Origin of the sequence: Nonomuraea gerenzanensis, assembly GCF_020215645.1 — a bacterium.
Classification (GTDB): domain Bacteria; phylum Actinomycetota; class Actinomycetes; order Streptosporangiales; family Streptosporangiaceae; genus Nonomuraea; species Nonomuraea gerenzanensis.
Map to the genome: position 1 here is coordinate 5601214 of NZ_CP084058.1, position 21328 is coordinate 5622541.

Annotated in this window: 20 protein-coding genes; 12 read left to right on the top strand and 8 right to left on the bottom strand. The window is 72.1% G+C overall.

The annotated features are described in order from the left end of the window. Nucleotides 1-56: 56 nt before the first annotated feature. The 3 genes from LCN96_RS26190 to LCN96_RS26200 are packed head-to-tail and all read left to right on the top strand — an operon-like array spanning nt 57 to nt 2716. Entirely contained in the window at nt 57-932 is an 876-nt protein-coding gene (locus LCN96_RS26190) for an amidohydrolase family protein (protein ID WP_225275535.1), read from the top strand. Between the two features lie 10 nt (nt 933-942). Then, complete coding sequence (locus LCN96_RS26195) at nt 943-1941, top strand: acetylxylan esterase (protein ID WP_225275536.1); 999 nt, start codon at nt 943-945, stop codon at nt 1939-1941. Between the two features lie 49 nt (nt 1942-1990). Beyond that, a complete protein-coding gene (locus LCN96_RS26200) occupies nt 1991-2716 on the top strand; it encodes a GntR family transcriptional regulator (RefSeq protein WP_225275537.1) in 726 nt (241 codons plus the stop codon). A 134-nt stretch (nt 2717-2850) separates the two neighbouring features. Here the strand turns inward: LCN96_RS26200 and LCN96_RS26205 are convergent, their stop codons facing one another. From LCN96_RS26205 to LCN96_RS26220, 4 genes are read right to left on the bottom strand one after another with little or no spacing between them, the layout of a single operon-like run. Further along, on the bottom strand, nt 2851-3855 hold the full coding sequence (locus tag LCN96_RS26205; protein ID WP_225275538.1) for a sugar kinase: 1005 nt from the start codon (nt 3853-3855) through the stop codon (nt 2851-2853). Then, complete coding sequence (locus LCN96_RS26210; protein ID WP_225275539.1) at nt 3852-4649, bottom strand: SDR family NAD(P)-dependent oxidoreductase; 798 nt, start codon at nt 4647-4649, stop codon at nt 3852-3854. Before LCN96_RS26210 ends, LCN96_RS26205 begins: the two co-directional genes overlap by 4 nt. After that, entirely contained in the window at nt 4643-5518 is an 876-nt protein-coding gene (locus LCN96_RS26215) for a dihydrodipicolinate synthase family protein (protein ID WP_225275540.1), read from the bottom strand. Before LCN96_RS26215 ends, LCN96_RS26210 begins: the two co-directional genes overlap by 7 nt. A 32-nt stretch (nt 5519-5550) precedes the next feature. After that, complete coding sequence (locus LCN96_RS26220) at nt 5551-6642, bottom strand: mandelate racemase/muconate lactonizing enzyme family protein (RefSeq protein WP_225275541.1); 1092 nt, start codon at nt 6640-6642, stop codon at nt 5551-5553. Nucleotides 6643-6722: 80 nt separating this feature from the next. Here LCN96_RS26220 and LCN96_RS26225 point away from each other — a divergent pair, with 80 nt between their 5' ends. From LCN96_RS26225 to LCN96_RS26260, 8 genes are all read left to right on the top strand, one after another. Continuing rightward, the gene (locus LCN96_RS26225) at nt 6723-7526 is read left to right on the top strand and encodes an IclR family transcriptional regulator (protein ID WP_225275542.1); all 804 of its coding nucleotides are present in this window, start codon (nt 6723-6725) and stop codon (nt 7524-7526) included. Then, nucleotides 7523-8365, top strand: a complete 843-nt coding sequence (locus tag LCN96_RS26230) for a carbohydrate ABC transporter permease (RefSeq protein ID WP_225275543.1) — start codon at nt 7523-7525, stop codon at nt 8363-8365. The genes LCN96_RS26225 and LCN96_RS26230 overlap by 4 nt, the downstream gene beginning before the upstream one ends. After that, nucleotides 8362-9237 (top strand): carbohydrate ABC transporter permease, encoded by an 876-nt coding sequence (locus LCN96_RS26235; RefSeq protein ID WP_225275544.1) that lies wholly within the window; start codon nt 8362-8364, stop codon nt 9235-9237. The genes LCN96_RS26230 and LCN96_RS26235 overlap by 4 nt, the downstream gene beginning before the upstream one ends. Before the next feature lie 27 nt (nt 9238-9264). Then, nucleotides 9265-10545: an ABC transporter substrate-binding protein gene (locus LCN96_RS26240; protein ID WP_225275545.1), complete on the top strand. Its 1281-nt coding sequence runs from the start codon at nt 9265-9267 to the stop codon at nt 10543-10545. A 315-nt stretch (nt 10546-10860) separates the two neighbouring features. Then, entirely contained in the window at nt 10861-12657 is a 1797-nt protein-coding gene (locus LCN96_RS26245; protein ID WP_225275546.1) for a BNR-4 repeat-containing protein, read from the top strand. Nucleotides 12658-12728: 71 nt separating this feature from the next. Beyond that, on the top strand, nt 12729-13340 hold the full coding sequence (locus LCN96_RS26250; RefSeq protein WP_225275547.1) for a bifunctional 4-hydroxy-2-oxoglutarate aldolase/2-dehydro-3-deoxy-phosphogluconate aldolase: 612 nt from the start codon (nt 12729-12731) through the stop codon (nt 13338-13340). Nucleotides 13341-13487: 147 nt separating this feature from the next. Continuing rightward, the gene (locus LCN96_RS26255) at nt 13488-15041 is read left to right on the top strand and encodes a hypothetical protein (protein WP_225275548.1); all 1554 of its coding nucleotides are present in this window, start codon (nt 13488-13490) and stop codon (nt 15039-15041) included. Between the two features lie 131 nt (nt 15042-15172). After that, nucleotides 15173-15349, top strand: a complete 177-nt coding sequence (locus LCN96_RS26260) for a hypothetical protein (RefSeq protein ID WP_225275549.1) — start codon at nt 15173-15175, stop codon at nt 15347-15349. A gap of 17 nt (nt 15350-15366) precedes the next feature. On the opposite strand, the gene LCN96_RS26265 is transcribed toward LCN96_RS26260, so the two are convergent. Then, nucleotides 15367-16224 carry an SAM-dependent methyltransferase gene (locus tag LCN96_RS26265; RefSeq protein WP_225275550.1) on the bottom strand — a complete coding sequence of 286 codons (858 nt, stop codon included), beginning with the start codon at nt 16222-16224 and terminating at the stop codon, nt 15367-15369. A gap of 370 nt (nt 16225-16594) precedes the next feature. Between LCN96_RS26265 and LCN96_RS26270 the strand changes: the two genes are divergently transcribed. Beyond that, nucleotides 16595-17728 (top strand): SGNH/GDSL hydrolase family protein, encoded by a 1134-nt coding sequence (locus tag LCN96_RS26270; protein WP_225275551.1) that lies wholly within the window; start codon nt 16595-16597, stop codon nt 17726-17728. Nucleotides 17729-17751: 23 nt separating this feature from the next. Here the strand turns inward: LCN96_RS26270 and LCN96_RS26275 are convergent, their stop codons facing one another. From LCN96_RS26275 to LCN96_RS26285, 3 genes are all read right to left on the bottom strand, one after another. Then, nucleotides 17752-18774: a LacI family DNA-binding transcriptional regulator gene (locus tag LCN96_RS26275; RefSeq protein ID WP_225275552.1), complete on the bottom strand. Its 1023-nt coding sequence runs from the start codon at nt 18772-18774 to the stop codon at nt 17752-17754. Between the two features lie 78 nt (nt 18775-18852). After that, a complete protein-coding gene (locus LCN96_RS26280; RefSeq protein ID WP_225276061.1) occupies nt 18853-19884 on the bottom strand; it encodes a LacI family DNA-binding transcriptional regulator in 1032 nt (343 codons plus the stop codon). A 201-nt stretch (nt 19885-20085) separates the two neighbouring features. Then, nucleotides 20086-21132, bottom strand: a complete 1047-nt coding sequence (locus LCN96_RS26285) for a LacI family DNA-binding transcriptional regulator (RefSeq protein ID WP_225275553.1) — start codon at nt 21130-21132, stop codon at nt 20086-20088. Nucleotides 21133-21328: the final 196 nt, after the last annotated feature.

Genomic DNA, 21328 nt, shown 5'->3' on the forward strand with positions numbered 1-21328 from the left:
TAGCCGATGATATGAATCTTCTTGAGCCCGATTCCGCCTGTCAACACGGAGCCGACGTGATCGACTGCCATGTCCACCTCTGGGACCTCGACCAGGGCCATCCCTGGATCCGGCCGGGGTCGCCGCACCACCGGACCTTCACCGCCGACGACCTGGCCGCGTCGGGCGCGGATGTCGTGGGGCTGACCGGCGCGATCCTGGTCGAGGCGTCCCGGGGCGACCGCGCGGAGAACGTCCTGCTGCGCGACCTGCGCCTGCGCCACCCGGGCCTGCTCCTCGGCCACGTCGGCAACCTCAACACCTGCGCCGGGCTCGGCCCGGAGCGCTTCGCCGACTTGCTGGCGCGCACCCGGCCGAACGGCATGCGGCTCGGCGGCGCCTCCTGGGACGCCACGCCGCCGGGCGCGCGGGCGCTGCTCCCCGTCCTGGCCCGGTACGGCGTCGCGCTCGAAGTCAACCTGCACCACGAGGCCGTCCCGGCGGCGGCCGAGGCCGCGGCCCGCCACCCGGGGCTGACCGTGATCGTCGACCATCTCGGCAATCCGGCGAACCTCGCCGCCGCCGACCCGGGGGAGTGGCGGGAGCAGGTGCGGCGGGCGGCCCGGATGCCCGGCGTGTTCATGAAGATCTCCGGACTGCTCACCCAGCAGCACGGCGTGCCGGAGGAGCGGGTGGCCGACCTGGTCGCGCACGCCGTCGGGGAGTTCGGCCCCGGCCGGTGCATGATCGGCTCCGACTGGCCGATCTGCCTGGCGCGCGGCTCCCGGGCCGCCTCGCTGCGGCTGGCCCGGCGCGGGCTGACCGGGCTGGACGACGCCGGTCGCGGGCTCGTGCTGAGCGGCACCGCCGGGCGCGCGTACGGCCTGACGCCTCAGGTTGACAACGATCGGGGGCCCTGCTTCGATGCACCGGTTGCGATCGATAAGCGATGATTGGTGGACGATGGCACAGTTCGATCTGCCGCTTGACCAGCTTGAGCAGTACCGGCCGGCCCTGCCGGAGCCGCCCGACCTGGATGCGTTCTGGGCGAAGACGCTCGCCGAGAGCGACGCCTTCGACCTGGCGATGACGGCCGAGCCGGTGGCGAACGGCCTGGCGACGATCGACACCTTCGACGTCACCTTCGCCGGCTACGGCGGCCATCCCGTCCGTGGCTGGCTGCACCTGCCGGTCACCCGGACGGGGCCGCTGCCCGTCGTGGTCGAGTACCTGGGCTACGGCAGCGGGCGCGGCGTGCCGCACGAGAAGCGGCTCTGGGCGTGCGCCGGCTACGCCCATCTCGTCATGGACAGCCGCGGCCAGGGAGCCGACACCCCCGACCCCGACGTCGCGACCGGCGACGTCGCGGCGCCCGGGTTCCTCACCCGCGGCGTGCTCGACCCGCAGCGCTACTACTACCGCCGCCTCTACACCGACGCGGTGCGCGCCGTGGCGGCCGTGCGCACCCACCCGGCGGTGGACCCGGCCAGGGTCGCGGTGACCGGCACCAGCCAGGGCGGCGGCATCGCCCTCGCCGCCGCCGGCCTCGCGCCCGGCCTGCGGGCGGTCCTGCCCGACGTGCCGTTCCTGTGCTGCTTCCCGCGCGCCGCCACCTTCACCGACCAGCCCCCTTACGTGGAGATCACCCGGTACGTGAAGCTCCACCGCGCGCACGCGCAGACCGTGATGCGCACGCTGTCCTACTTCGACGCCGCCGTCCTCGCCCGCCGGGCCACGGCCCCCGCGCTGTTCTCCGTCGGCCTCATGGACCGCATCTGCCCGCCGTCCACCGTCTACGCGGCCTTCAACCACTACGGGGAACGCGCGGCGCTGCCGTCCGGCGACAAGCAGATCAGCGTCTACCCGTTCAACGACCACGAGGGCGGCGGCCCCGACCACGAGGTCGTCAAGCTCGCCTGGCTGGCCGACCGGCTGTCACCATCGATACCTGCTAAGCGATGATCACTCTTATGATGAACAGGGGGACGCGACAGCGCATGATGGGGAACACATGGCATCGACACCGCAAGTGAGCGGCTTCGCCTCGCGGCTGGCCACGAGCAAGGACTCCGTTCGCCCCACTCTGATCTCCGATCGAGTGTACGAGCTGCTCCGGCAGGCCATCGTCGAAGGAGACCTCGCGCCGAACGACCGCGTGGTGGAGTCGGAGATCGCCCGCCGGCTCGGGGTGAGTCAAGCGCCGGTCCGCGAGGCCGTCAAGCAGCTCGCCCGCGAGGGCCTGCTCGTGCACGTGCCGCGGCGCGGCAACTTCGTCGTCGAGATCTCCACCCAGGACGCCGAGTACGCCCGCCAGGTGCGCGAGCCACTCGAACGGCTGGCCGCCACCATGGCCGCCGAGCGCATCACCGCCGAGCAGCTCGGTGAGCTGGGCGAGCTGGTCGCCGAGATGCGCGGGGCCGTGGAGGTCAACGACGTCGGCCGGTTCCGCGACGTCGACATCGCCTTCCACACCCGGGTCGTGCAGATCGCCGGCAATCCGTTCCTGACCCGGATGTGGGAGGTGCTCGAACCCAACCTGCGTGCGCTGCGGGCCATCGCCGATCCACTGTTCGAGGGGGATTGGCGGGCGATGGCCGATGAGCACGGGCGGCTGGTCGCGCTGCTGGGCGATGGCGATGCCGCTACGGCTGCCGACGCGTTCGCCGATCACGCCGCCGGTCGTTCGCCGGTGCCTGATCGGCGTACGCGCAGGAAGTCGGCGGGCAGCGTCACGTGACCCACCGCCCCCGGTGGGGGACGCACTGACGCCGGCCCCTTGGGGGTAGGACGCGCCCGACGTGCGTGGGAGTCGCCCGTCGGCCGCACGCGCGCGACGCCGCAGTGGGCGCTTCATCGGCGTGGTGGTGTCGTCTACCGGCCAGCCGCACCCTCCTCTGCCAGGGCATGGCGGAGCAGGGCGCGGGCGGCGTCCGGGTCCGGGAGCCCGGACGTGTCGCCGGGCGTGGCGACGACGCGCCCGGCCAGCTCGGTGCCGAGGCGGGTGGCCGCGCCAGGCCCGGCTCCCGACAGCCTGGCCGCCAGGTAGCCGCCGAGGAACGCGTCGCCCGCACCGACGGGATCACGCACCTCGCGGGCAGCGCTCGGCACGTGCACGGGCCCCGATGCCCCCGCATACCAGGCGCCCTCGGGACCACCCTTGAGCACCACCTCCCCCACCCCGGCGGCCCTGGCCGCGGCGAACACCCGCGCCGGATCGCTCTCACCGAACAGCACCCGCGACTCGTCCTGCCCGAGCACCAGCAGCCCGGCCCTGGGCAGGAGCGGCGCGAGCGCGGGCACCGGCAGGGCGGGGCGCAGGTTCGGGTCGAGGACGACCAGGGCGTCTCCCGCCCGCTCACACAGGGCGGCGACCAGCCGGGCCGGTCCGGGCCCGAGCGCGGCTGTCAGGCCGGAGACCACCATCGCGCGGGGACGCCGGGCCAGGATCGGCCCGGCGTCGGGGACGTCCATGGCGGAGGCGGCCGAGCCCGCGCGGTAGTAGTGGACGCGCCGCCCGCCGTCCGGCCTGATCTCCTTGAAGAACACGCCGGTGGGACGGCCTGGGTCGGTGATCATCAGGCCGGTGTCCACGCCCCTGTCCGCCGCATCGCGCAGCACGCGCGTCCCGAACGGGTCCGTCCCGACGCGCGAGGCGAACGCCGCCCGCAGGCCGAGCCGGGCGACCGCCGTGCACACGTTCAGCTCGGCGCCCGCGACGGAGGCGTCGAAGCGCGCCGCCCCCGCGAGGTCGTCCGCCTCCAGCAGCACCATGGCCTCACCGACACCCACCACGTCGAGCCGCCCGGCATCGTCCTGCGCCCTGGCATCGGCCCGCGATGCGGCACCGGCTTCCGGCTCGGCTGCGTGGCCGGTCATGGGAGGAACCGGGCCCGGAGGTCCGGGCGGAGATAGGCGGCGGGCGAGGCGATCGACAGCCCGCCGTCCACCGGCAGGACCGCCCCGGTGATGAACGCGGCGCTGGGCGAGGCGAGGAAGGCCACCGCCTCGGCCACGTCCCGCGGCGTGCCGGTGCGCCCGAGCGGATAGCCTTCCGCGGCGTTCCGCAAGCCCTCCCCGCCGATCAGGCCGGGAGCCACCGAGTTGACGCGGATCCCGGCGGGGCCGTACTCCAGGGCGAGCTGTCGGACGAACGCATCCAGCCCGCCCTTGGCGGCGGCGTACGCGGGCACGCCCGGCGCGGCCAGGAACGCGTTGACCGAGCTGACCGCGACGACGGCGGAGCCAGGCGGCAGGTGGGGCAGCGCGGCCCTGCACAGGTGGAAGGCGGCGTCCAGGGTGGCCCCGATCGCGGACCTCCACTGCTCGTCGGTGGTGCGCACCACGGACGCGACCGGCATCACGGCCGTGGCCAGCACCAGGACGTCCAGCCGGCCGAGGGCGCCCAGGGCCTCGGCGACGGCGGCGTTCGCCTCGGCCGGGACGGCGCAGTCGCGCACGAGGAAGCCGTCGTAGACGGGGTCGGCGCACGGCTGCAGGCCGATCCCGGCCACCCGGTCGCCCCGCTCGGCGAACGCGGCGGCGATGGCCAGCCCGATGCCCGAGTTCCCGCCCGCCACCAGCACCCCCCGCGCTCCGGGCGCCGACGCTTCCTGCGCCCCGCCCGCGACCAAGCCGGGCGTGCGCGTCGAGCCGCCGCCCACCGTCACCACAACCCGGCCATGAGCGCCTCGAGGAGGGCACGACTGTGACGGTCCAGCGGCCGGGCAGGAGAGCGTACGGCGGCCGAGTCGATGAGCCCCCGCCGGACCAGCACCTCCTTGTGCACCGCCCAGGCCAGGCCAGGCTGCATGCCGAAGCGGATCAACGGCAACAGCCCGGCATGCCCCGCGCGCGCCCGCTCGGCGCGCCCGGCCGCCCAGTCGGCGAGCACCGGCGCGAGCAGGTCGGTGAACTCGCAGGCGGGCATCGTGCCCACGGCCCCCAGCGCGTACTCCTCCAGGCAGAACAGCGCGTTCTGCCCGCCGAAGACGGCGAAGCCGTCGGGGACGCCCGCGGCCACCGCCCCCACCTTGGGCGCGGTCGGCGGCGCCTCCACCTTCACCGAGGTGACGCCGTCCAGCTTGCTCAGCTCCACGATCAGCGACTCCGGCATGCTGACGCCGGTGGCGCCCGGCGCGTCCTGCACCATCACGTCGATCCCCGCCCGCTCGGCCACGACGCCGTAGAAGTCGACGAGCTGCGCCCCGGACGGCTTGACCAGGTACGGCGGCAGCACCATGAGGGCGTCGGCACCCCCGTCCCTGGCGGCGAACGCCTGTTCGAGGGCGGTGGCGGTGCTGGTCGCGCCGACGCCCGCGACGACCGGGGCGTCGCCGGCGGCGGCCCGTACCTCGGCGAGCACGCGCACGCGGTCGCCGGCGGTCAGGGCGAAGCCCTCGCTGGCCATCCCGAACACGGCCACTCCGTCGGCTCCGGAGGCGAGCTGCCACTCGGTCAGCCTGCGCAGGCTCGGCAGATCGAGCTCGCCGTCATCGGCGAAGGGGGTGGCGAGGATGGGGATCAGTCCAGACAGAACCAACGGATACTCCCTTTCAGACAAAAGGTGGTGGGTCACAGGGCGCCGGGGTCGACGTCCACGCCGAGGCCGGGCCCGGACGGCACGGGGAAGCCGGTCGCGTCACCGGGCAGCGGCGCGGTGAGGATCGAGCCGGCCACCTCGCAGGTGGTGGGCTGGTACTCGAAGAACGCCAGGTTCCCGAGGGCGGCGCTGACGTGGACGCCGGCGGCCAGCGCCACCCCGAGCCCGGTGGAGTGGTGCGGCGCGACCCGGACGTGGTGCGCGGCGGCGAGCTCGGCGATGGACATCAGCTCGGTGATGCCGGTGCGCCCCACGTCGGGCTGGGCCAGGCCGACGGCGCGGCGGCCCAGCCAGTGGGCGAACTCGTACCGGTTACGCAGGCTCTCGCCGACGGCGACGGGCAGGTCGGCGCGGCGGACGAGCTCCCTGTGCCCCTCGACGTCCTCGGGGGCGAGCGGCGCCTCCAGGAACAGCGCGCCGCGCTCGGCCAGCCCGCGGGCCAGGCGGACGGCCTGCGGCACGTCGTAGACCCAGTGCGCGTCGACGGCGACCCGCAGCCCCGACGCGGCGACGGCGTCGTAGGTGGCGAGGTCCTCCTCGACGCCGTGCCCGAGGTGCAGCTTGACCATGGTGGCACCCTTGAGGGCCCATTCCCCGGCCAGCTCGGCGCGTTCGGCGTCGGTGGGGCGGGGCAGGCCGCTCACGTACACGGGGACGTTCGAGCGGAAGGCGCCGCCGAGCAGGGAGGCGACGGACCGGCCGGTGAGGCGGCCGGTGAGGTCCCACAGTGCGATGTCCACGGCGGCCAGCGCGTCGGCCTGGTGGCCGGAGAGGTGGCCGCGCTCGCGCATGAGGCCGGTCAGTTTGTCCCAGAGCGGGCGGATCCGCGTGGGGTCCTCGCCGATCAGCACGGGGGCGAGCAGCTTCTCCACGATCGCGGCGGGCACCTCGGGCGCGACGGGCGCGAGCGCCTCGCCCCACCCGGTGGTGCCGTCGTCGGCGGTGATCGAGACGAGCAGTGTCTCGAAGCGGGCCGAGTAGAGGCTGCGCCACGGCGGGCGGACGAAGTAGCCCTCCTCCTGCGCGGGTGCGCCGAGGTAGGCGTCACGGTGCCGGAGCTTCACCGGGAAACATTGCACTTGACGGATTTGCGCCATGTGCGTGACCATCCCACATAGTGCAAGCCGATTGCAATGGAGACAGGGTGGCTTCCGATCAGAGCAACAACCAGAGCGTCGAGCGGGCCATCTCGGTCCTGCGCGCGTTCCTGACGGGCCGGCCGGAGCTGCGGGTGTCGGACGTCGCCAAGGCCACCGGGCTCGGCGTCTCGACCGCCTCGCGCCTGCTGGCCACGCTGGAGACGCTGGAGTTCGTCGAGCGGGACGAGGTCAGCGGCCTCTACCGGCTGGGCACCGCGCCGATCACGCTCGGCGGCGTCGCGCTCAACCAGAACCCGGTGCACCGGGAGGCCCGCCAGGTCGCCCAGGACCTCGCCGCCGCGCTCGGCCTCGGCGTCAACGTGGCCGTGCGGCGCGGCGAGTCGATGTTCTACCTGCTGAACTTCGAGGGCAGGCTGGCGCCCCGGTCGTTCGTGCTGACCGGCCAGCGCAAGCCGCTGTACGCGACGGGCATCGGCAAGTGCCTGCTGCTCGCGCTCACCCCGCAGGAGCGGCGGGAGCTGATCCCCGAGGCGTCGATGCAGCAGTTCACCTCGCGCACGATCGTCACGCACGAGCGGCTCGACCAGGAGCTGGCCGGGGTGGTCGGGCGCGGGTACGCCACCGAGGTGGAGGAGCTGGCGTTCGGCCGGGCCTGCGTCGCGGCACCCATCCGCGACATGTCGGGCGCGGTGGTGGCGGCGATCTCCATCTCGGGCCCGCTGTCGGCGATCGCCCTGGAGGCGCGCGAGGCCGAGCTGGCCCGCACGGTCATCGAGACCGCCGACTCGATCAGCATCGGCCTCGGCTACGTCGGCCCGGTCCACGCTGTCGCGGCGGGCACGCAGTGAACCGCCGGCTGACCGACGGCCAGTTCGCCTGGCTGCTCATGGTGCCGGGCCTGGCGCTGTTCGGCGCCATCATCGCCTACCCGCTGGTGTCGGCGCTGGTCACGGGCTTCTTCGAGCAGAGCCTGGTGCGCCCGGGGCGCGCGTTCGTCGGCCTGGACAACTTCGCCGACCTGCTCGGCGGCGACTTCTGGCCGGTGCTGCGCAACACGCTGGTCTTCACGCTCGGCGCGACGATCGCGCCGTTCGTCATCGGATACGCGCTCGCCCTGGCGCTCAACGCCGGGTTGCCCGGCTGGCTGCGCGGCGTGTTCCTGTTCCCCTGGGTGATCCCCGGCGTGGTCGTCTCGTTCCTGTGGCTGTGGATCTTCAACGCCAACTACGGCGTGCTGAACGGCCTGCTCGGCACGCACGTGAGCTGGCTCGGCGCGCCCGCCACCGCCATGATCGCGGTGATCGTGACGAAGACCTGGGCGAGCTTCCCCTGGATGATGGTCATGCTGCTCGCGGGCCTGCAGACGATGCCGAAGGAACTGCACGAGGCCGCCGCCGTCGACGGCGCGGGCGCGATCCGCCGCTTCAGGTCGGTGACGGTGCCGCACATGCGCGCGATCGCCGGCATCGCCTTCCTGCTGGAGTTCATCTGGAACTTCCAGCACTTCGACACCATCTACGTCCTGACCGGGGGCGGCCCCGCCGGGGCGACGAAGACGTTCGCCGTGGCCGTCTACGACACCGCGTTCAAGGGCTTCGACCTGGGCCACGCCACCGCGCTGGGCGGCCTGTGGATGTTGCTGCTGCTCGTCCTCATGGCCTTCTACCTGAGGAAGGAGAACGCATGACGGCCACGCTGTCGCGCTCCGTCCCGATCACCCGCGCGCCGAGGCGGAGGAGGCCGCGCTCGCGCGCCGCCGCCTGGGCGGCCGTCGTGGTCATCGGGTTCTTCGGGCTCGCCCCGATCTACTGGCTGGTCGTCACCGCGTTCACGCCGGACGAGCGGGCCTTCACCTTCCCGCCCTCCCTGGTGCCGACCGAGATCACCTTCGACCACTTCACCAAGCTGGCCGGGAACGAGCAGCTGTTCGGCTACCTCGTCAACAGCGTCGTCGTGTCGGTCCTGACGGCCTTCCTGAGCGTCGTGGTCTCGGCGTACATGGCGTACGCGTTCTCCAAGTTCCGCTACCGCGGGCGCAAGTCGCTCATGCACCTCGTGCTGGCCTCCCAGCTGTTCCCCCAGGCGCTGCTGCTCGTCACCCTGTACGCCGTCTTCAGCGCGTCGGGGCTGCTCGGCAGCTACACCGCGCTCATCCTGTCGTTCACCACCTTCACGCTGCCGCTGTGCGTGTGGATGCTGAAGGGCATCTTCGACACGGTGCCGTCCACGCTGATGGAGGCGGCCGCGATCGACGGCGCCTCCCGCTGGCGGACGCTGCACAGGATCGCGCTGCCGCTGGCCGCGCCCGGCCTGGTCGCGGCTGGGCTGTTCGCGTTCGTCCGGGCCTGGAACGACTTCATCTTCGCGCTCACCCTCACCGACCCGGACCGGCAGACCCTGCCCCCCGGCCTGGTGCACACCTATCTCGGGGAGTTCCAAACCGCCTGGCCGGACCTCATGGCCGCGTCCTTCGTCGTCTCGCTCCCGGTCATCGCCGCGTTCATGTTCCTGCAGCGGTACCTGGTCGGCGGGCTCACGGCGGGCGCGGTCAAGGGCTGACCCCCACCCCCACCCCGTAGGAGAAACATGGAAACGCTCAACCGCCGCGCCGCCTTCCGCCTGGCCGGCCTGTCCGCGCTCGGCGCCGCCCTGACCGCCTGCGCGCCCGACGCCGCCGGAGGAGGCGCGCCCCAGGGCGACGCCGCGGCCAAGACGTTCGGCTTCACCTCCTGGTCGCTGAACGAGGAGGCGCAGAAGGCCGCCGTGCAGGCGACCGTGGACGCGTACGCGGCCAGGAACGGCGTCAAGATCGACACCGCGTCGTTCCCGTACAACGAGTACCTCAACCAGGTGACGCTGAAGCTGCGCGGCGGCCAGCTCACCGGCGCCGTCCAGCTCGACATCTCCTGGCTGGCCGCCCTGGCCGCGATGGGCAAGCTGAAGGACCTCGGCGCGCAGGCCGCCAAGGGCGGCTACACCGACGTCGCCCTGTCCAGCGGCCGCTTCCAGGACAAGCAGCTCGGCCTGCCCTGGACGACCGGCTCGATCGGCCTGGTCGCCAACACCGAGATCCTGAAGAAGGCGGGCGTCGAGGGCATGCCCGCGACCGTCGAGGAGTTCGAGGCCGCCCTGCGCAAGGTGGCCGCGCTCGGCGGCGGCATCACGCCGTACGCGGCGGCGACCAAGGCGGCGCAGCTCAAGGACATCCTGCCGTGGATGCGCACGTTCGGCAGCCCGCTGCTGGAGGGAGAGACGATCACGGTCGGCGACGACGCGTCCGTGGCCGCCGTCGAGTGGTACAAGAAGCTGTACGACGCCGAGCTCATCGCCCCCGACGTCGACCGCTTCGACGCCCGCGCGCTGTTCGCCCAGGGCAAGGCCGCCTTCTACGACGACGCGGTCATCACCCGGGGCGTCGTGGCCGCGCAGTCGCCCGACAAGTCGCTGACGGAGAAGATGGCGCCGCTCGCCAGGCCCGTGCTCAAAGCGGGCGACACGCCGCAGGCGCTGCTGTGGGGGCACGTCATCGTGGTGGTGGACGGCGAGGGCTCCGACGCCGCCGCCGACTTCGCCTCGTACGCGACCTCCGACACGGCCACCGTGGCCGCGTTCTTCGAGAAGGTGAAGCTGCCGCCCACCACGACGGCGGGCCTGGCCGACCCGAAGGTCGCGGGCGACACGTTCACCACCGCATGGACCGAGAAGATCACCAAGACCGCGACGCCGAACCCGTTCTGGCGCTACGCCGGCTACGCCCAGATCGAGACCGCCATCGCCGAGCAGGTGCAGGCCGTGCTCGTCGGCCAGTCGTCGGCCAAGGACGCGCTGGCCAAGGCCGCCGAGACGGCCAAGCCCCTGCAGAAGTAGGACAGCCGCCCGGCAGGGGGCGCATGGCGGGGAACAGTGACCCCGCCCCGGCACGGCGCGGAGCTGCAACTCCTCGCCCGCCGGAGCCGCCGGGAGCGGCAACTCCCGGACGGCGGCCCCTGCCCACCGGGCGGCCTCCGACGACACCGCATGCCCTCTTCGACACAGGTGGTCCCCGTCATGCTCGCACGAACGCGCGCCGGGCGCTCCTCATCCGCCCCCCGCCCGCCCCGGTGGCGGTGGGGGAGCGGCGGCGCGCCCCGCCCGGCCTCGGCGCGGACCGCCGTCCACCCCCCTCCCACGAAACGAGGAACGGTGCTCCGCCCAGTCATCCTCACCGCCGCCGCCCTGCTCGCGGCCTGCCTCACCCCCTTGCCCGCCGCCGCCGCACCTTCCCTGGAACAGGTGCCCGTCACCGTGGATTCCTCCAACCAGTCCGGCTGGTGGCGCCCGCTCGACTCGTTCCGCGGCACCGACTACTTCGCCTACAACGCCCCCGCCTCCACCGCCGGCCGCCACGAGGTGCACCTCGCCTCCCGCGCCGCGGACGGCACCTGGCGCGACGGCTGCCTGCCCGACGCCTCCGGCGCCTGCGTCACGTACGTGGACGACGTCGGGCACAACCAGCCGTCGATCGTCCTGGACGGCGAGGGCGTCATCCACGCCTTCGTCTCCATGCACGGCGACGGCTGGCGCTACTACCGCGCCACCAGGCCCGGCGACGTCACCTCCCTGGCCGAGGCGTCCGCCACCCTGCCCGACGCGGGGCTCGGCTTCACCTACCCGGTCACCGCGCGCGGCAAGGACGGCTCCGCGTACGTGCTGGTCCGGGCGCACCGGGACGCGGCGGCCGTCCGCGACGGGCGGCTGTACCGCTTCGACACCGCCACCCGCGCCTGGAGCCGCGTCGCCGTCGTCGCCTCCGGCACCAACCACTCCTTCTACCCCGACGACCTGCAGGTGGACGCCGCCGGCCGGGTCCACGTGCTCTGGGAGTGGGGCCCGTGGCCGGCGACGACGCACCGGCATCTCGGCTCGTACGCCGTGTTCGACCCCGCGGACGGCTCCTGGCGCGACGTCACCGGCGCCGCGCTGACCGTGCCGCTCGCGCCGGGCGCCGGGAACACCGTCGTCTACCAGCCGTACGAGGCGGGTGAGACGATCACCTCGACCAGCCGGGCCGTCCAGACCGCCAAACTCGCCGTGTCCGGCGATCGGCTCGCCGGCATCGCCTACCGGTACCTGACGGCGCCCTCCGGCAGCACGTTCACCGGCTTCGACGTGCGCTACGCGAGCTGGGACGGCGCCGCGTGGCAGCGGGAGACCGTCCTCGCGCGGGCCGGCCAGAGCGTGGACAACTCGGCCACGATCGGCGTCACCCGCGCCGGGGCCGTCACCCGGATCTACTTCGTCGCCGAGGCGGGCGGCTGCGGCGGCGTCCGCAGCCAGGTCGTGCGCGCGCAGCGGTCCGGCACCGGGCCGTGGGCGTTCAGCCCGCTCGGCGACGTGCGCCAGGGGCTCCAGCGGCTGCGCGCCCAGCGCGCCGCCGACGGCACCGACCTGCTGTACGTCACCGCGCCCGCCATCGGCGCCCTGTGGCGGGCCACCGTGCCGCGCACCGGCGAGCCGGGAGCGGGCGGGCCGTTCTCGCAGATCGCCGACCGGCTGCTGGCCTCCGGCGCCGGCGGCCTGAACGTCGCGCTGAACGGCTCCGTGACCGTGTCGTCGGTGCTGCGCGCCGGGGCCGAGGGCGGCAAGGCGGTGGACGGCCTGTGCTCGGACGACAGCCGGTGGATCTCCGCCGAGGGGGACACCGCGCCGTCGATCACCGTGGGGCTCGACCGCGCGTACCCGATCAGCGAGGTCCGGGTGCACTCCGGCTACACCAAGGCGCCCGTCCCGGCCACGGACGTGCTGCGCGACTTCGCCGTCGAGGCGCACACCGCGTCCGGGTGGCAGCGGGTCGCCGCGGTCACGGGGAACACGGCGGGCACCGTCCGGGTCCCGGCCTCGGTGACGGCCGACCAGGTGCGCCTGTCGATCTCCGACCCGTCGGGCAACGCGCTCGACGTGGCCCGCGTGTACGAGATCGAGGTCGTGTCCCATGGCTGAGCACCGTTGGGCGCCGATCGGGGTGGTGCCCGTGGCTGAGCACCGTTGGGCGCCGATCGGGGTGGTGCCGCGTGGCTGAGCACCGCTGGGCGCTGACCGCCCGCCTCGTGGAGCGGCGGGTGATCGGCATCGTCCGCGCGCCGTCGCCGGCCGCCGCCGTCGAGGCGGGTACCCGCCTCACGGCGGCGGGCGTGACGGCCGTCGAGATCTCGCTGGCCACCCCGGACGCCCTGTCCGCCGTCACCGCCCTGCGCACCGCCGCGCCACCAGAGGCGCTCGTGGGGGCGGGGACTGTGCTCGACGCCGCCCAGGCGATGCTCGCGATCCAGGCGGGGGCCCGCTTCCTGGTGTGCCCGTCGCTGAGCCGCGAGGTGATCAGGACCGCGCACCGCCACGGCGTCCCCGTCGCGGCGGGGGCGGCCACCCCCACGGAGATCGTGACCGCCCTGGAAGAGGGCGCCGACCTGGTCAAGCTCTTCCCCGCCTCGCAGACCTCGCCCCAAGTGCTGCGGGACGTCCTCCAGGCCCTGCCCCACGCGCCCCTCGTCCCGACGGGCGGCGTCACCATCCGTACGGCGCCCGACTGGGTCGCGGCGGGAGCGGTCGCGGTCGGCATGGGCGGCGAACTCACCCGAGCCGCCCCCGCCGACGTCCGCACCTTCTTGTCGGCCCTGACCTCCTGACCCTCCGGAACGACATCGGCCGCCTGGAAGAAGTACGGGCTTTCCAGGCGGCCCCGGAAGCAGGCGGTCATCGCAGCAGGGGTGCGGAAGCCGTTCGCTACAGTGAAACCCCTCCGTCGTGCGGATTCGAAGAGCAGGTACGGTTCCATGCACCCGACAGGACGAGAAGTCGCCCGCATCGAGGATGTGAGCAACGTGCCGGTCGCGCCCTCGGCCTTACGGCGAGATGACGACCTGATCCGCGATTTCTGCGGGTCCGTGATCAGCCTGGACGACTTTCTCTCCGGCTCGCCCGACGTGCGCCGGAAAACCGTGTACCTGTGCGGCGACATCTCCCGGATCAGCGGCCACAAGCTCGATGCGGCCGCACGGGTGTTCGTCGTCCGGGAGCTCTCACACGGTTACGACGAGCAGGCCCACCAGCCCTGGCAGCTGGTGGGCCTCGGCCGCGTCCCCATCCGCGTACACGGCGTCGGCGTCTACTACCGGCGCTTCTTCGGCTCCGACCACTTCGGCCGGATCCGTGCGGAGCACGCATTCCAGTCCCTCACGGAATCCACCAAGCCCGGAACGGCCCACCGCACCGGCATCTATCTGACCCCCGTCACGCGGGACGGTGACGAGCTGCACTTCCGCCTGCTCCGGTGCTCCACGAACCTTTCGGGGCCGACCGACAACTTCTCGGCGACGGACTCGCAGATCGTCGCGGCCCTGAACCGCGAGGCCGCCGCCATCTTCAGCGGCCACGCTCCGCTGAACCACGTCCTCGCGCAGATCTACCACAACACCCGGGCCGACGCCGAGCGCAAGCAGTCCAAGGCCAGGATCTCGGCCCACGCCGACAAGACCAAGGACATGCCCGTCAACGGCATCATGGCCTTCTGCACCTTCTACGACCGGCTCGACAGGCTGGGCCCCTTGCCCGGCGACCCCTTCGACCACGGGCTGAACGGTGTCAGCGGGCTGACCAGGCTCCACTTCCGCCTCAAGGCGCCGGCCGAAAGCCCCGCGCTTCCCCAGCGGTTCACCCTCACCCTGTATCCCGACTCCGTCTTCTTCATGCCGCTGTCCACCAACCGGCTGTACACGCACGAGATCCGGCCCTCGACACTGGACGCCGAATCACTCCCGATCCGCTTGGGTTACGTGGTCCGCTGTTCGAGTGCCGAAGCCGTGCACAAGAACGGTCATACCTTCCTGAAGCGAGACGGCAAGCTGACGAAGCTGGAACCGCCCACTCCCGAGGGCATGAACGAACTGAGCATAGGATCCGCTCGTACACCTTGCCGACCGATCGCGACTTCTTCGCGGAGCTGTGCGCATCGACGCGGTTCGAGGACGTGGGGAAGGGGCGGTCGGGGGCTGTCCTGGTCAGGGTCGGCGAGACGGGTGACGTGCCTCTCGTACGCACCACCACCCGATACGGCGCCCCGGCACAACGTTTCCGGGCGGTGCACGAGCGGCTGGCCCGGCAGATTCAGGAATGTGCGGGGCTGGCTGCCGGCTTCAACAACGCACTCATCGAGATTTACACGAACGCCTACACGACCATGGGCAGCCATTCCGACCAGGCCGTCGATCTGGCGGACGAGTCATTCATCGCTGTTTTCTCCTGCTACGAGCATCCCGCGGTCAACGCGCCGAGGAAGCTGGTCGTCGCATCGAAGGAACCCGGCGCTGAGGAATTCGAGATTCCGCTGACTCATAAAAGTGCCGTCGTGTTCTCCGTGGACATGAATAGGCGACACAAGCACAAGATCGTGTTGGACGGGCGCCTACAGTCTGCCGGGAACCGATGGCTGGGGGTGACCTTCCGGACGTCCAAGACTTCGGTGCGGTTTCGCGACGGGCAGGCATTTCTTCCGGACGGCGCACCCCTCACCTCGGCGGACGACGAGCAGCGGCGCGAGTTCTACCGGCTGCGGCGCCGCGAGAATCAGGAGACGGACTTCACCTACCCCATGCTCACCTACACCGTCAGCGAGAGCGACCTGATGCCGCCCGTCTGACGAACCCCGCCACGTTCTCAGGGCTTGACCGCCAGACCGCCGTACGCCCAAGCGTGGCCACCGGGAATCTGCTCCTGGTATTCGATCGGATCCGGCCGCCAGGTCACCACCTCGACCAGCCCCGGGTCCACGAGGTCCCAGCCGTCGAAGAAGCGCAACGTCTCCTCGTGGGTGCGCGGCACCATGGGGGCGGAGCTGTTGTCGTAGGGCTTGGTGAACTCCTCGCGGCGCACCTGGTCGGTGAAGTCGAGCGTGATGTGTGACAGCAGCAGGTGACTGCCGCCGGGCACCGCCGCCTTGAGCTGCTCGACCAGCTCGTACGGCTGCTCCTCGTCGGTGATGAAGTGCATGACGCCGGCCAGGATGACGGCGACGGGACGGGTGAAGTCGATCACCCGCCGGACCGCGGGATCGGCCAGGATCTTCTCCGGCTGCCGCAGGTCCGCCTCGATCATCTCCGTCATGCCCGCGGGGTCACCGGTCAGCAGCGCACGACCATGCACCAGAACGATCGGATCATTGTCGACATAGGCCACACGGGCCTCGGGCACGGACGCCTGGGCGATCGTGTGGGTGTTGTCCTGGGTGGGGATCCCGGTGCCGATGTCCAGGAACTGGGTGATGCCGGCCTCGGCCGCCAGATACCGCACCGCCCGGCCCAGGAAGGCGCGGTGTGCGCGGACGCCCTCGCGCGTGCCCGGTGACACCTCGATGAGCGCCTCGGCGGCCTTGCGGTCGGAGGCGAAGTGGTCCTTGCCGCCCAGCAGGTAGTCGTAGATCCGGGCCGGATGAGGGATGTGCGGGTTGATCCTCGTGTTCGGAGCCTCGGTGGATGCGGGGGCCGGCGGATCGGTCACTCCGTCGCTGTGCGTCATCTGCTCTCCCCTGCCGCTCGGCGGAGTGATCACTTCGGGCACTTAGTGTGGGCATTCCTCCGATAGTTGTCAAGAAAGGACTGGAAACTTTCGGCGCTGTTCCGTAGGTCCTGTGCCGGTAATGCTGGTAAAACGTGCGAATGGCGGTCTTGGGAAGTTTCGGCCTAGTTCCTCCCGCGCGGCACTTGATGAAAGTTTCACGGCAGCATTTCCAGGTCGACGGGGTTCTCGTCCCGGAAAACTGGAGAGGAAGCTGTTCCCTTGGGGCGCCGCAAGCTACGGTGCTCCTGGCAGTACCTTTCCACTCCAAAATGTTAACGCTAACAAGCGTGGCATCAGCGATGACAGACATGACCACAGGGAGGTCCTGGTGTCCGTAGCACAGAGGTCGTGGAGGGAACGGTGGGCCGCCGTGCTCACGGTGGCGGCGTTGCTCCTGGCCGGCACCGTGATGGGAACGGGGACCGCCGGGGCCGAGTCCAACGGCGGCGTACGGGTCATGCCGCTCGGCGACTCGATCACCGAGGGCACGCAGGTGCCGGGCGGTTACCGGATCGGCTTATGGCAGCGCCTCGTCGGCGGACGCTACACGGTCGACTTCGTCGGCTCGCAGTTCAACGGGCCGGGCACCCTCGGCGACCACGATCACGAAGGCCATCCGGGCTGGCGGATCGACCAGGTCGACGCCAACGTCACCGGCTGGCTGCGTACGTACACACCGCGCACGGTCCTGCTCCACCTGGGCACCAACGACATCCTGCAGAACTACAACGTGGCCGGCGCCCCGCAACGGCTGTCCACGCTGATCGACCGCATCACCACGGCCGTGCCCGACGCGAACGTCCTCGTCGCGACCATCATCCCGCTGTCCAACCCCGGCCAGGCGGCCGCCGCCCGCACGTTCAACGCGGCCCTGCCCGGCATCGTGCAGAGCAAGGCGAGCAGCGGCAAGCACGTGTACCTGGTCGACATGCACAGCAGGCTGACCACCTCCGACCTGATCGACGGCGTCCACCCGACCTCCGGCGGCTACGACAAGATGGCCGCCGCCTGGTACGCGGCGCTGCAGTCGGTTCCCGGCAGCATCGGCCAGCCGGGCGACGGCACCTCCGGCGCGGTCGCGATCAGAGGTGCGGGCTCGGGCCGGTGCCTGGACGTCTCCGGTGCGTCCCAGGTGAACGGCGCGCAGGCGCAGATCTGGGACTGCAGCGGGCAGCCCAACCAGCAGTGGACGCCCACCGCGAGCGGTGAGCTGCGGGTCTACGGCGGCAAGTGCCTGGACGTGGCCAACCGGAGCACCGCCGACGGCGCCGGCGTCAACATCTGGGACTGCAACGGCCAGAGCAACCAGCAGTGGCGCTTCAACGCCGACGGCACGATCACCGCCGTGGGCGCGAACAAGTGCCTCGACGTGCCCAGCCACTCCACGGCCAACGGCGTCAAGCTCCAGATCTACACCTGCCACGGCGGCACCAACCAGCGCTGGACCCGCACCGGCGCATGACCTCGCTCCGCCCGTGCCCCGGCTCAGGCGGAGGCGCGGGCGACCCGGGCCGTGCTCTCGCGGACGACGAGTTCGGTGGCCAGCTCGACGCGGTTCTGCGGCAGGGGCTCGCCTTGCGCGAGCGTCAGCAGCATCGAGGTGGCCGCGGCGGCCATCTCGGTGAGGGGCTGGTGGATGGTGGTCAGGGGCGGGAGTGTCCACCGTACCGAAGGCAGGTCGTCGAAGCCGATGACGCTGAGGTCCTCGGGGATGCGCAGGCCGAGCTGGTGGGCGGCGTGGTACACGCCGATGGCCTGCCCGTCGTTGGTGGCGAAGACGGCGGTGGGGCGGTCGGGCAGGCGCAGCAGGCGGTGCGCCGCGGCCAGGCCGCCCTCGATGAGGAAGTCGCCCCGGCCGATCAGGCCGGGGTCGATGGGCAGGCCGGCCAGGTCGAGGGCGGTGCGGTAGCCGTCGAGGCGGGCGCGGCTGGACAGGGCGGCGTCGGGGCCGGTGATGATGGCGATGCGGCGGTGGCCGAGTCCGAGCAGGTGGCGGGTGGCGGTCAGGCCGCCGTTCCAGTTGCCGGCGCCGACGGAGGGGAGGTTGCGGGCGGGGACGTCGGCCGGGTCGAGCAGGACGAGTGGGATCTCGCTGCGGGCGAGCTGTTCGTGCTGGGCCTCGGTCAGGCCGGAGAACACCGCGATCACGCCGCTCGGGCGGCGCCGCAGCACGCCGTCCAGCCACTCGTCGGCGGTGGCGGGATCGCGGCGCAGGTCGGAGATCCCGACCGTGAGGTCGTGCTGCCGCGCCACCTGCGCCACCCCTTTGGTGATCTCCACGGGGTAGTCGCCCTCCAGCGCGTGGAAGACCAGCTCGACCAGGGCCGTCGGGGTGGAGCGGCGGCGCTGGCGGCGGTAGCCGTGCCGGCGGATGAGCTCCTCCACGGCGGCACGGGTCTCGGCCGACACCTCGGAGCGGCCGTTCACGACCTTGGAGACCGTCGCGGTGGAGACACCGGCCAGCTCGGCGAGCTGGGCGATGGTGAGCGGGGACGACTCCGTGGTCATGGCGGAAGTCTAGCCACGCAGCGCGAGCCCGGCGCCTCGAGCGCCGGCCGCGTGCCGGCGTCCGCGCACCGATGACGATCAGTGCCGGCGGGTGGACAGGACCTGACCGACCTGCGGAGCGGTTCTCGCCCTGTCGGTGCTGTCCCGCGCGATGAGCTGGGGAGGCACGATCAGGTGCTCGTGCCCGAACGCCTCGGCCCGGTCGAGCTGCTTGAGCAGCAGGCCGATGCTGAGGCGGCCCACCTCGCCGAAGTCCTGCCTGACCGTGGTCAGCGCGGGGGTGAAGTACGCCGCCTCCGGGATGTCGTCGAAGCCCACCACGCTCACCTGCTCGGGCACCCGGACGCCGGCCTCGGAGAACGCGCGCAGCAGGCCGAGCGCCATCTGGTCGTTGGCCACCAGCACCGCGGTGACGTCGGCGACGCGGCGGGCCAGCATCTTGCCGGCGCGGTATCCGGATCTGGGGGTCCAGTCGCCCGGCAGCGGGTCGGGAACCGCGCGCCCGGCAGCCGACAGCGCGGCCCGCCAGCCCGCGCGCCGCCCCTCCGCCTCCAGCCAGTCGTCCGGCCCGCTGACGTGCCAGACGGTCTCGTGACCGAGGCCGAGCAGGTAGGCGGTCGCCTGCCGGGCCCCCTCGTACTGGTCCACGCAGACCACGGACACCTCGCCGTGGTGCCGGCCCTCGACCGCCACCGCAGGCAGGCCCGCGGGCAGGTCGGCGAGGGCCTCGGCGGCGGCGTGTTGCGGCGCGACCACGACCACCCCGTCCACGCCCTGCTCGGCCAGGTGGCCGATGGCCTCGTTGACCCCGGCCCTGTCGATGGTGCGCAGGCTCATGATGGTGACGAAGTAGCCGGCTTGCCTGGCCGCTTGTTCGATGCCGTAGACCGTGCTGGCCGGGCCGTACAGGATGGTGTCGAAGCTGACCACGCCGAGCCTGTGCGAGCGGCGGGTGACCAGCGCCCGCGCGGTCAGGTTGCGGCGGTAGCCGAGCACGTCGACGGCGTGCAGGACCCGCGCCCGCGTCTCCGCCCGCACCCTGGGATGCCCGTTGAGCACCCGCGAGACCGTCATGTGGGACACACCGGCGAGTCTGGCCACATCGGCCATGACCGGCAGGTGGCGCTCGGCGAACGGACCCAATTCATTCCCCTCCGGCGGGCTGTGCGTGTCGGGAGCAGGGCATGCGTGGTCGGATCTTCGGCGTCGCACGGTTGATAGCGTTAACATCACGGCGGTCCGCAGTCGTGGTGCGCGCCACGCTAGGCCGCGCGGTTGACGGCTGTCAAGGATAGTTTCGGGGAAAGTCTATTAACTTTCGCTAGCTCGCGTGGTGCTCTCCCTGATGACCAGCTCCGTGCCGAGCTCCACGCGATGCTGCGCCAGGAGCTCGCCCCGCGCCAGCTTGAGCAGCATCTCGGTGGCGGTGGCGGCCATCTCGGTGAGCGGCTGACGGATCGTGGTCAGGGGCGGGTTCATCCAGCGGGCCGCGGGCAGGTCGTCGAAGCCGACCACGCTCACGTCGTGGGGGATGCGCAGGCCGAGCAGGTGGGCGGCCCGGTAGACGCCGGTGGCCTGGCCGTCGTTGCAGGTGAAGATCGCCGTGGGCGGGCCGGGCAGCCGCAGCAGGCGCTCGGCCTCGGCCAGGCCGCCCTCGGCGAGGAAGTCACCCCGGCCGATCAGCTCCGGATCGAGGGGGATGCCGGCCATGTCGAGCGCGGTGCGGAAGCCGTCCAGGCGGGCCCGGCTGGGAAGGGCGAAGGCGGGCCCGGCGATGGCGGCGATGCGCCGGTGCCCGAGGCCGAGCAGGTGACGGGTCGCCAGCAGCCCGCCGTTCCAGTTGCTCGCGCCCACCGAGGGAACCCCGGCGGTGGGGTCGCCCCTCGGATCGAGCAGGACGAGGGGGATGCCGCGGGTGGCGAGCTGCTCGCGCTGGCCCGCGGTCAAGCCGGAGAACACCGAGATCACGCCCATGGGACGGCGGCTCAGCACGCCCTCGATCCAGCCCCTGCCCGGAGTGTCGCGATGGTGCAGCTGCGACAGCACCATGGCCAGCCGGTGCCGGCGCGTCACCTGCTCGACGCCCTTGGCGATCTCGGTGGGATATTCGCCCTCCAGCGCGTGGAAGACCAGCTCAACCAGGGGCGCGAAGGCCGTGCGGCGGCGTTGCGGCCGGTAGCCGTGCTCGCGGATGAGCCCCTCGACGAGGGCCCGGGTCTCGGGCCCGACCTCGGCCCGGCCGTTGACGACCTTCGACACGGTGGCGGTGGAGACCCTGGCCAGCTCGGCGAGCTGCGCGATGGTCAGCGGCTGGGGCTTGGTGGCGTCGTCGTCGGACGAGCCGGCGGCCGTGCTCATGCGGGGAGTCTAACGAGCAGTTTCGGGGCTTTCGCTCTCACGTTTCGGTGTTCTTGCGGGCAGGTTCTTGACGAGTTTCCAAGCCCGCACGTATGGTCCCGCATTAACTATCGCGCCATGTTCCGAAAGTTTCAGAGCTGCGCAGGTCTCCGGAGGAGCGCAGCATGAACCCCGTCCATGGGCTCGCACGACCCAG

Coding starts and splice junctions, on each gene's coding strand:
- LCN96_RS26275 (WP_225275552.1), bottom strand. CDS start 18,774: ATGACCACGGAGTCGTCCCCGCTCACCATCGCCCAGCTCGCCGAGCTG.
- LCN96_RS26255 (WP_225275548.1), top strand. CDS start 13,488: ATGCACCCGACAGGACGAGAAGTCGCCCGCATCGAGGATGTGAGCAAC.
- LCN96_RS26280 (WP_225276061.1), bottom strand. CDS start 19,884: ATGGCCGATGTGGCCAGACTCGCCGGTGTGTCCCACATGACGGTCTCG.
- LCN96_RS26265 (WP_225275550.1), bottom strand. CDS start 16,224: ATGACGCACAGCGACGGAGTGACCGATCCGCCGGCCCCCGCATCCACC.
- LCN96_RS26200 (WP_225275537.1), top strand. CDS start 1,991: ATGGCATCGACACCGCAAGTGAGCGGCTTCGCCTCGCGGCTGGCCACG.
- LCN96_RS26235 (WP_225275544.1), top strand. CDS start 8,362: ATGACGGCCACGCTGTCGCGCTCCGTCCCGATCACCCGCGCGCCGAGG.
- LCN96_RS26205 (WP_225275538.1), bottom strand. CDS start 3,855: ATGACCGGCCACGCAGCCGAGCCGGAAGCCGGTGCCGCATCGCGGGCC.
- LCN96_RS26285 (WP_225275553.1), bottom strand. CDS start 21,132: ATGAGCACGGCCGCCGGCTCGTCCGACGACGACGCCACCAAGCCCCAG.
- LCN96_RS26240 (WP_225275545.1), top strand. CDS start 9,265: ATGGAAACGCTCAACCGCCGCGCCGCCTTCCGCCTGGCCGGCCTGTCC.
- LCN96_RS26195 (WP_225275536.1), top strand. CDS start 943: ATGGCACAGTTCGATCTGCCGCTTGACCAGCTTGAGCAGTACCGGCCG.